This is a genomic window from Streptomyces sp. N35, assembly GCF_016464295.1.
Lineage (GTDB): Bacteria > Actinomycetota > Actinomycetes > Streptomycetales > Streptomycetaceae > Streptomyces.
This window is the reverse complement of record NZ_JAEIMH010000106.1, coordinates 1-7,789: the sequence shown is the minus strand read 5'-3', so window position 1 is coordinate 7,789 and position 7,789 is coordinate 1. Positions and strand designations below refer to the sequence as shown.

The 7,789-nt window shown below is 69.3% G+C and carries 7 protein-coding genes; 4 read left to right on the top strand and 3 right to left on the bottom strand.

Translation table 11 applies throughout. From position 1 onward, the window contains the following. Positions 1-75: 75 nt before the first annotated feature. Positions 76-2,481 carry a cation-translocating P-type ATPase gene (locus JAO81_RS36860; protein WP_199552371.1) on the bottom strand — a complete coding sequence of 802 codons (2,406 nt, stop codon included), beginning with the start codon at positions 2,479-2,481 and terminating at the stop codon, positions 76-78. A gap of 200 nt (positions 2,482-2,681) precedes the next feature. Then, entirely contained in the window at positions 2,682-3,035 is a 354-nt protein-coding gene (locus JAO81_RS36855; RefSeq protein ID WP_199552358.1) for a DUF2530 domain-containing protein, read from the bottom strand. A gap of 211 nt (positions 3,036-3,246) precedes the next feature. Between JAO81_RS36855 and JAO81_RS36850 the strand changes: the two genes are divergently transcribed. Further along, entirely contained in the window at positions 3,247-4,692 is a 1,446-nt protein-coding gene (locus JAO81_RS36850) for an NCS2 family permease (protein WP_199552357.1), read from the top strand. Here JAO81_RS36850 and JAO81_RS43110 read toward each other — a convergent pair. Then, the gene (locus JAO81_RS43110; protein ID WP_233416445.1) at positions 4,662-4,979 is read right to left on the bottom strand and encodes a hypothetical protein; all 318 of its coding nucleotides are present in this window, start codon (positions 4,977-4,979) and stop codon (positions 4,662-4,664) included. The two genes, JAO81_RS36850 and JAO81_RS43110, sit on opposite strands and share 31 nt — an antisense overlap. Positions 4,980-5,147: 168 nt before the next feature. Here JAO81_RS43110 and JAO81_RS36840 point away from each other — a divergent pair, with 168 nt between their 5' ends. The 3 genes from JAO81_RS36840 (at position 5,148) to thpR (ending at position 7,615) form a co-directional block, all read left to right on the top strand. After that, positions 5,148-5,585 (top strand): MarR family winged helix-turn-helix transcriptional regulator, encoded by a 438-nt coding sequence (locus JAO81_RS36840; RefSeq protein ID WP_052579289.1) that lies wholly within the window; start codon positions 5,148-5,150, stop codon positions 5,583-5,585. A gap of 75 nt (positions 5,586-5,660) precedes the next feature. Continuing rightward, complete coding sequence (locus JAO81_RS36835) at positions 5,661-7,004, top strand: MFS transporter (RefSeq protein WP_199552356.1); 1,344 nt, start codon at positions 5,661-5,663, stop codon at positions 7,002-7,004. A 17-nt stretch (positions 7,005-7,021) separates the two neighbouring features. Beyond that, the gene (thpR, locus tag JAO81_RS36830; RefSeq protein WP_199552355.1) at positions 7,022-7,615 is read left to right on the top strand and encodes an RNA 2',3'-cyclic phosphodiesterase; all 594 of its coding nucleotides are present in this window, start codon (positions 7,022-7,024) and stop codon (positions 7,613-7,615) included. Positions 7,616-7,789 lie beyond the last annotated feature (174 nt).

The following is a 7,789-nucleotide window of genomic DNA, read 5'->3' as shown; positions in this document are numbered from 1 at the left end:
CCGCCCCCCCCGCCCAGGGGGAGGCCCCCGCCCCCCCACCAGGGGGGCCCGGCCCCTTCGCCGAAAGAGAAGGAACTACGCCGGGAACTTCCGGCCCACCCACCGGAACGCGAACTCGATCCCCGCCGCCGCCACCGCCGCGATCGCCACCGCCGCCCACGGCATCGTCGTGCCCGCGAGCTTGAGCTGGAAGAAGTCCTGCAGCCAGGGGACGACCATGACCAGCATGAAGCCGAAGCCCATCGTGCCGATCAGGAGCAGCCGCCACCAGGTGTAGGGGCGGGCGATGATCGCCAGGACCCAGATGGCGACCAGGAAGAGGCAGAGCGTCGCCGCGCTGGTCTCCGCCTCGCGCGCGCCCGCACCCGAGTAGTGGCTGCGCGCCAGGATGTACGTGACGAACGTGGCCGTGCCCGCGATCACGCCGCCCGGGATCGCGTACCGCATCACGCGTTTCACGAAGTGCGGCTTGGCGCGCTCCTTGTTGGGCGCGAGCGCGAGGAAGAACGCCGGGACGCCGATGGTGAGCGTGGAGAGCAGCGTCAGGTGGCGGGGCAGGAAGAGGTACTCCACCTGCGTGCAGACCACGAGGAGGGCAAGGAGCACCGAGTAGACGGTCTTCACGAGGAAGAGGGTCGCGACCCGCGTGATGTTGCCGATCACGCGACGGCCCTCGGCGACCACCGAAGGCAGCGTCGCGAAGCTGTTGTTGAGCAGGACGATCTGCGCGACCGCGCGCGTGGCCTCCGAGCCCGAGCCCATCGAGACGCCGATGTCCGCGTCCTTGAGCGCGAGGACGTCGTTGACGCCGTCGCCCGTCATCGCGACGGTGTGCCCCTTGGACTGCAGCGCGCCGACCATGTCCCGCTTCTGCTGCGGGGTGACCCGGCCGAACACCGCGTTCTCGTCGAGGACCTGGGCCATCTCGGCCTGGTCCTTCGGCAGCGTACGGGCGTCGACGGTGTTCTCGGCACCCGGCAGTTCGAGCTTGCCGGCCACCGCACCGACCGAGACCGCGTTGTCACCGGAGATGACCTTCGCGGCGACGTCCTGCTCCTCGAAGTAGCGCAGGGTGTCGGCCGCGTCGGGGCGAAGCCGCTGTTCCAGGACGACGAGCGCCGTGGCGCGGGCGCCCCTGGCGACCGCCGGGTCGTCCAGCTCGCTCGCCTCGCTGCGGGCGAGCAGCAGGACGCGCAGGCCCTGCTTGTTGAGCTCCTCGATGTCCGCGAGCGACGGATCGTCGGCGGGCAGCAGGACGTCGGGGGCGCCGAGCAGCCACGTCGAGCTCTCGCCGTTGCCCTCGCTGAAGCTCGCGCCGCTGTACTTGCGGGCCGAGGAGAAGGGCAGCGACTCGGTGCAGCGCCAGTCCACGCTGTCCGGGTAGGCGTCGATGATCGCCTTCAGCGAGGCGTTCGGCCGCGGGTCGGATTCGCCGAGTGCGCCGAGGACCTTGCGTACGTACGTCTCGTCCGCGCCGTTCAGCATCCGCAGCGCCGTGACGTCCATGCCGCCCTCGGTCAGCGTGCCCGTCTTGTCCAGGCAGACCGTGTCCACGCGGGCCAGGCCCTCGATCGCCGGCAGTTCCTGCACCAGGCACTGCTTGCGGCCCAGGCGGATCACACCGATCGCGAAGGCCACGGAGGTCAGCAGGACCAGGCCCTCGGGGATCATCGGAACGATGCCGCCCACCGTGTACGCGATGGACTGTTTCAAGTCGTCGTCCTTGACGACCAGTTGCGAGATCACCAGACCGATCGAGGTCGGGATCATCAGCCATGTCACGTACTTGAGGATCGTGGAGATACCGGAGCGCAGCTCGGAGTGGACAAGCGTGAAGCGCGAGGCCTCCTCCGCGAGCTGCGCCGCGTACGCCTCGCGGCCCACCTTCGTCGCGGTGTGCGCGCCGCCGCCCGCGACCACGAACGACCCCGACATCACCTGGTCGCCGGGCTTCTTCAGGACCGGGTCGGCCTCACCGGTGAGCAGCGACTCGTCGATCTCCAGACCGTCGGCCTCGACCACCTCGCCGTCGACCACGATCTTGTCGCCGGGCCCGATCTCGATCAGGTCCCCGAGCACGATCTCGGACGTCGAGACCTCGGCCGCGATGCCGTCACGCCGTACGGTCGGCTTGGCCTCGCCGATGACGGCCAGGCTGTCCAGGGTCTTCTTGGCGCGCCACTCCTGGATGATGCCGATCCCGGTGTTCGCGATGATCACGAAGCCGAAGAGGCTGTCCTGGATCGGCGCGACGAACAGCATGATGAACCAGAGCACGCCGATGATCGCGTTGAACCGCGTGAACACATTGCCGCGGACGATCTCGCCGAGCGACCGGCTGCTGCGCACCGGCACATCGTTGATCTCACCGCGCGCCACCCGCTCGGCGACCTCGGCGGTGGTCAGACCGCGGGCCCGGTCGGGCGCCGCCTCGGGAGGCGGGACCGGGTGCACCGGATCGAGCTCGGCCCCTGCGTCGATCGTCGGTGGCCTGCCCCCCGGCTCGGGTCCGTCCGTGTCTAGCTGTGCCCGCCCGCCCGTCACCCGCCACCACCCTTGTTACGAGCGCTGCGCGCGCACCCACTCACTGTCATGACTCAGACGGTACGGGGCCGGGATGGCTCTTTCCCGTCGAGGGCACGGGAATCAGGGGTACGGGCCAGGAAGATCCGACCTGAGTACTACGCGCCGGCACCTTCGGCCGACGACTGCTTGCCGTCGGCGGCCTGCTCGGCGGCCTGCTCGGCGGTCCCGTCGGCGGCGGGCGCGGCAGCCTCCGCGGCCGCCTGTTCCGCCGCGTGCCTCTTGAGCGCGGCGTCGCGTCCCCGTACGTACCAGATGCCGATGAGGCCGAGTCCGGCGCCGGCCAGGCAGGTCCACACCCACCAGGTCAGATCGCGGTCGTCGAACCAGCCGTAGAAGGGGACCTGCACCAGGAAGAGGACGAACCAAAGGATCGTGCCGCCGGTGATGGTGGCGACGATCGGGCCCTCCAGGGGCTCCGGCGCCTCGTGCTTGGGGGTCCACTTCGCCATGCGCCCAGCTTAGGCGCTGGCCCCGGCGGGCCACGCGTCCGCCCCCGTCCCGTACCCCTCAAGGCCCTACGCGCGTAGATGGCTTTTTAGGGTCTGTTTATTCATACTGAAACAGCTCTAGTCTGGCCGGTTTCTTTCGTTCGATGACACAAAGTCGCTACGAAGCGGTCGGCAAGCGACACCGCCACCTCCTCCCTCGCGAAGGTCACGCATGTCCCCCTCGGCCCCCGCCCCGGTCGACTCCCCGCTCCCCCCGCCGCCCTCGAACGGCGGCCTCGACCGCTTCTTCAAGATCTCCGCGCGTGGCTCGACCGTCGCGCGCGAGGTCCGCGGAGGCTTCGCGACCTTCTTCGCGATGGCCTACATCATCGTGCTGAACCCGATCATCCTGGGCAGCGCGAAGGACATGTACGGCAACCAGCTGGACAATGCCCAGCTGGTCACCGCGACCGCGCTCACCGCCGCGTTCACCACTCTGCTCATGGGCGTCATCGGCAACGTCCCGATCGCGCTCGCCGCGGGACTCGGCGTCAACACCGTGGTCGCGCTGCAGCTGGCGCCCCGGATGAGCTGGCCCGACGCGATGGGCATGGTCGTGCTCGCCGGTTTCATCGTGATGCTGCTCGTCGCGACCGGGCTGCGGGAGCGCGTGATGAACGCGGTGCCCCTCGGCCTGCGCAAGGGCATCGCGATCGGTATCGGCCTCTTCATCATGCTGATCGGCCTGGTCGACGCCGGCTTCGTCTCCCGTATCCCGGACGCCGCCCACACCACGGTCCCGCTGCAGCTCGGCTCCGACGGCCATCTCAACGGCTGGCCCGTCCTGGTCTTCGTGATCGGCGCGCTGCTCACGCTCTCGCTGATCGTGCGCAAGGTGCCCGGTGCGATCCTGATCTCGATCGTCGTGATGACGCTCGCCGCGATGATCATCAACGCGATCGCCGACATCCCGAGCTGGGGTCTGACGACCCCCGAGTGGCCGGGCAACCCGGTCGCGTCCCCGGACTTCGGCCTGATCGGTCAGGTCAGTCTGTTCGGCGGCTTCGAGAAGGTCGGCATCCTCACCGGTGTCCTCTTCGTCTTCACCGTGCTGCTCTCGTGCTTCTTCGACGCGATGGGCACGATCATGGGCGTCGCCGACGAGGCCAAGCTGGTCGATGCCGACGGTCAGATGCCCGGCATCAACAAGGTCCTGCTCGTCGACGGTCTCGCCGTCGCCGCGGGCGGCGCCAGCTCCTCCTCGGCCACCACCTGCTTCGTGGAGTCCACGGCCGGTGTCGGCGAGGGAGCGCGCACTGGTCTGGCGAACATCGTCACCGGCGGTCTGTTCACGCTGTCGCTGTTCCTGACACCGCTGGCCCTGATGGTCCCCTCGCAGGCCGCGACGCCCGCGCTGCTCGCCGTGGGCTTCCTGATCCTGTCCGGCTCGGTCACCGCGATCGACTGGAAGGACTACACGATCGCGATCCCGGCGTTCCTGACCATGATGATGATGCCGTTCACCTACTCGATCACGAACGGCATCGGCATCGGCTTCATCACCTTCACGGTGCTGCGCCTGGCCGCGGGCCGCGGCCGCGAGGTGCCGGCGGCGATGTACGCGGTGGCCGCCGTGTTCGGCTTCTACTACCTGATGCCGGCGCTCGGACTGACCTGAGTCACCGGTGCGGCCGCGGCGTGACGGCCCGGGCTCCTTGTGGGGGGTCCGGGCTTTGTCGTCTCCTCGTACGACGCTTCGTACGGCTCCTCGTACGACCCGGATTCCCCGGCCCCGTAGAACCGCTGTGTCTCCTCGACGGCCGCTTTGAAGCGCTCGTCGAAGTCGTTCCGCACGAGGGCGCGGATCACATAGTCCTGGACGTTCATTCCCCTTATGCCGGCATGGTGACGGAGTCGGTCGAGCAGCTCTCCGTCTATACGCAGGCTGAGCACGCTGGTCCCCATGTGCTCCAGCGTCCCCGGCGGCCCTCCGGTTGCGCGTCACTTTCCGCGATCGGCTCACCCATATGGGTGATCTTCCCTCGTGAGCGGCTTAGAAATCTTGAGGAACTCTTGGGGCGCCTGAGCCCTCAAGCGGTTTCCTTAGTCAGGGTAATGAGTTACTCTAACTAGATGCCTGACCTTTCCCATGGCGACGATGCCGCCGCCGTGAACTCCCTGCGCTCCGCCGTGATGCGGCTCGGGCGCCGGCTCAAGCACCAGCGTGTGGACGAGTCGCTGAGCCCCACCGAGATGTCGGTGCTCGGCACCCTCGCCCGCTGCGGCTCGGCCACTCCCGGCGAGCTCGCCCGCAAGGAGCACGTCCAGCCGCCGTCGATGACGCGCATCGTGGCGCTGCTCGAGGCCAAGGGTCTGGTCAAGCTGGAGCCGCACCCCGAGGACCGCCGGCAGAAGGTGGTCAGCCAGACCGAGCAGGCCGAGGCCATGCTCGAGCAGAGCCGCCGCAAGCGGAACGCCTGGCTGGCCTCGCTCGCCGACGAGCTCGACGAGGACGAGTGGGCGAAACTTCGCGCCGCCGCCCCCGTACTGGAGAAGCTCGCCCACCTTTAGCCGCGTGAACCTGGGCAACCCGCAGCACAGCACGCCATAGACACAGCACACCGACCGCCGAGGAGGCGAGCCCTTTTGAGTACGGGATCCGGAGCAGACTCCGCCCCCGCACCGACCGCCCACGACTCCACCGCACGTACCGAAAAGCCCTCGACCTTCTCCTCTCTGAAGATCCGTAACTACCGGCTCTTCTTCACCGGACAGGTCGTCTCGAACACCGGCACCTGGATGCAGCGCATCGCCCAGGACTGGCTGGTGCTCAGCCTCACCGGCTCTGCCATGGCCGTCGGCATCACCACGGCGCTGCAGTTCCTGCCCATGCTTCTGTTCGGCCTGTACGGCGGTGTCCTCGTGGACCGGCTGCCGAAACGGCCGCTGCTCTTCTTCACCCAGGCCGCGATGGGCTTCACCGGTCTGGCGCTCGCGATCCTGACCCTCACCGGACACGTCCAGGTGTGGCACGTCTATCTGACGGCCTTCCTGATGGGTCTGGTCACGGTCGTCGACAACCCCGCGCGGCAGACCTTCGTCTCCGAGATGGTCGGCAAGGACCAGCTCGCGAACGCGGTCAGCCTGAACTCCGCCAACTTCCAGTCCGCGCGGCTGATCGGACCCGCCGTCGCCGGCGTGGCGATCGCGGCGGTCGGCAGCGGCTACGCGTTCCTGTTCAACGGTCTGTCCTTCATCGCGCCGCTGGCCTCGCTCGCGCTGATGCGCACCTCCGAGCTGCACAAGGTCGAGATCGCTCCGCGCGGCAAGGGCCAGCTCAAGGAAGGCCTGCGGTACGTGGCCGGGCGGCCCGACCTGATCTGGCCGATCGTGCTCGTCGGGTTCATCGGCACCTTCGGCTTCAACTTCCCGATCTGGCTCTCGGCCTTCGCGGACGATGTCTTCCACGCCGGGCCCGGCACGTACGGTCTGCTCAACTCGCTGATGGCGGCCGGTTCGCTGGCCGGTGCGCTGCTGGCGGCCCGCCGCGGCACGGCGCGGATGCGGATCCTCGTCGGGGCCGCGATGGTCTTCGGACTGCTCGAGGTCGTGGCGGCGATGGCGCCGTCGTTCTGGCTCTTCGCCGTGCTGCTCGTGCCGCTCGGTGTGTTCGGCCTGACGGTCAACGTGACCGCCAACTCCTCGATCCAGATGGCCACCGATCCGCTGATGCGCGGCCGGGTCATGGCGCTGTTCATGATGGTCTTCACCGGCGGTACGCCGGTGGGCGCGCCGCTGGTCGGCTGGGTCACGGACACGTACGGCGTGCGGGTGGGCATGGCCATGGGCGGTCTGGTCGCCCTGCTCGCGGCGACCGCGGTCGGTCTGATGCTGGCGCGGGTCGGTGATCTGCGGGTGCGGCTCGGGTGGCACCGGGGGCATCCGCATGTGCGGTTCGTTCCGCGGGAGCGGATGGCGACGGCTGCGTAAGGGTACGTTCGGCTGAGATGAGACTCTTCGCCGCAGTGCTGCCGCCGCCCTCCGCCATCGACGAGCTTGCCGCGTTCGTACGGGAGTTGAAGGCTCTCCCCGGGGCCGACAAGCTGCGGTGGACCGAGCCGGCCGGGTGGCACTTCACGCTCGCCTTTCTGGACGAGGTGCCGGATGCGCTGCGGCCGGATCTCGAGGAGCGGCTGCGGCGGGGCGCGCGGCGGACGTCGCCGTTCGAGCTGCAGCTGTACCGCAGTGGGCGGTTCGGGCAGCGGGCGCTGTGGGCCGGGGCGCGTGGGGAGCTTGCGACGTTGCGGCGGCTGGCCGAGCGCGCGTATGCCGCCGGGAGCGAGGCAGGTCTCGCGATGGAGGAGACCCAGCGGTTCGTGCCCCATCTCACGCTCGCCCGCAGTGGCGGCGGGCGGCGGCAGACGCATCCGCCCGAGGTGGATCTGGTGCCGTACGCCGCCGAGCTCGACGCCTTCGCCGGCACGCCGTGGACCGTGGACCACCTCAGCCTGGTCCGCAGCACGCTTCCGGTCGGCGGGGCGGCGGGGGAGAGGCCGCGCTACGAAGAGGTCGCTCGCTGGCCGCTGGAGTGCAGCCGCTAACCTCGAAGCGTGGACCCCAAGACCAGGAACCGGATCATGGCCGGTGTGCTCGTGCTGATGTTTGCTGTGATCGCGGTGGCGGCGGCGGTGGGCTGACGGTCGTGTGCTGAGGTCAGGGGGGGGGCGGCCCCCCCGCCCCCCCCCGGGGGGGGGGCCCCCCCCGCCCCCCCGCCC